Origin of the sequence: Haloferula sargassicola (genome assembly GCF_040362925.1) — a bacterium.
Taxonomy (GTDB): Bacteria; Verrucomicrobiota; Verrucomicrobiia; order Verrucomicrobiales; family Akkermansiaceae; genus Haloferula; species Haloferula sargassicola.
This window is the reverse complement of record NZ_BAABRI010000047.1, coordinates 1-1,985: the sequence shown is the minus strand read 5'-3', so window position 1 is coordinate 1,985 and position 1,985 is coordinate 1. Positions and strand designations below refer to the sequence as shown.

Here is a 1,985-nt window from a genome sequence, read left to right as displayed (position 1 = left end):
TCCCCATTTCGGGGCCCTCGCCACTCCACCCTTGCTTGAGAATCCAATCCAATCCTACCTCTCTGCCGACCCGCTCCACCATAGCTTAGTTTAGCCACTCAGTGGCCGGACTTTGGGGGCCAGCTCAATCTGACCCGCTTCTACGCCAACACGCAGCGTCAATAGCGTCCCACCTGAATGCTTCCTCCAAGTCGGGTGCGGCATCTTAAAAGCATCGCACCTCTCGTGAATCTTGGCAGTTCCACGTCCAATCCGTTCAATTAGGCCGCGAATGAAAAACACCCTAGCGATCAGAGGGTTTCTCGGGAGAGAAGCGTGTGTTTTTCGCAAATCATTCGGAGACAGATCGGGGGGCAACTCACCATAGTTCCAGATTTCCAAGCGGCCTGGATACAAGCCAACGGTCACTCCACCGGACTGATTTGAGAAGTCCTGATGAATCAATGCATTCAAGAGGCCTTCGCGGACAGCTTCCAACGGAAACTGAGGTCTGTCATTCCGTTGCCATTTGCCTGGGACGAATTCGGAGGACAGTTCAATCTGCGACTCGCAGAAGTCGGCCAGCTTGGAGAACTGGGAGAAGAGGTTTCCCCCAAACTCACGATCAACGAGAAGCTCGTCCCCGGTCTTGTCCGAAGCGAAGCGCGTTGCTCGTGAACGGAGTTGGGTCAGTAGCCGACTGGGACGTCCGCCAAAGAGCACCACCGCAGCCTGCGTCAGTTGGCCGCGATTCATAAGACCAAGATCCTCCAACACGGATTGGGTATCGCGGGGATTCGTGAAATTCCAACGATCTCGATTCCGTGCTTCCCGAACTGTTTCATCCACTTCCCCCAAGTCGAGGTCGTCCAACGAAAAATCGGACGCAGACTGCTTCTCCCAGCTGCTTCTGCGTTGAAGCCGAGTCTGTATGACATGGCTCACCTGCCCGCTGTCAGCCACGTGGGTCTGTGATCCGACTCTGACATAAATGTCGCCTTTAAAGACATAGGGACCTTCAGAGCCGGCGGGAGACTCGATCACGAGCAGTCGTCCTCCGTCGATTTCCTCCACCGACCCCGACAGAATCGCTCTTGGCGAAATGGCCTCTTGAATCTTATGGAGCAATTGTCGGGCTTCCTCCTGCGAGCCCGGATAATTCATCCGCTTGGATTCCGCCAGCTCAAGACCGATGAATAGGCTGCCTCCCTGAGAGTTGAGGAACCCACATACAGCCTTCGCAACATCGTCCAGAGAGGCATTCCCAGACTTGAACTCGACACTTTCCGATTCGCCGGCTCTGACAATTGCTGAAATCTGGCTTGGAGTCATCATGGGTGAGTGGGTTGAATGATCTGCCGAACGCGGTCCACATCCTTCAGGTTCGTCTCCAGAAACCGGAATACGTCGTCTACATCCTCATAAGACTGCACCCAGTTGCTTCGTCTCTCGGAAACGGGGAGGTGGTCTTGGATGCAAAGATTATACAGGTCAATTATTCTCAGGTCATCGAGAACGCCGGTTTTCCTATTTGGCACCAAGACCCGTGCCACTGGCAGGTTGGTGGTTGCGTCGGTGGCGTAGAGAATCGGCTTCAAGAGTTGGCGGAACTTCTCGATGTCCTGCTCGGCAATTTTCCAAACCGGCTTCTCGATTTCGATAGCCCTGCAAATCTCCTTGAGAGTGATCCCGCTTCCGTATCGTGACCGTATGATTGCAAGCACCAAGTGGCAGTCTTCCACCGCTTCCAGACAGGCCTCCTCGTTGCTTTGACCAGGCCTGTTCTGAATGGTCCCGTAGTGTGAGTTCATCACCTCGTATCCATAGCTCTTCAACGTGCTGCAGATCTGCGTCAACTCAGATGCAAAACCGAAGACGGTTGTAAGCCCCCGAGCGACCGCCGTTGGGACGATCTCGGCGGACTCCGCTGACGTGTCAGGATCGCCGGATGTCACGGACACGTTACACCGATGAGGACAAGGCCCGCTTGCTCGGGGAGTTCGTAG

At 54.9% G+C, this 1,985-nt stretch carries 2 protein-coding genes; both read right to left on the bottom strand.

The genetic code is table 11. From position 1 onward, the window contains the following. Positions 1-90 precede the first annotated feature (90 nt). A complete protein-coding gene (locus tag ABXH26_RS20505; protein ID WP_353568971.1) occupies positions 91-1,314 on the bottom strand; it encodes an RNA/DNA-binding domain-containing protein in 1,224 nt (407 codons plus the stop codon). Next, positions 1,311-1,985: DUF4062 domain-containing protein (locus tag ABXH26_RS20500; protein WP_353568970.1), on the bottom strand; the 675-nt coding region annotated here is incomplete at its 5' end. The genes ABXH26_RS20500 and ABXH26_RS20505, both read right to left, overlap by 4 nt.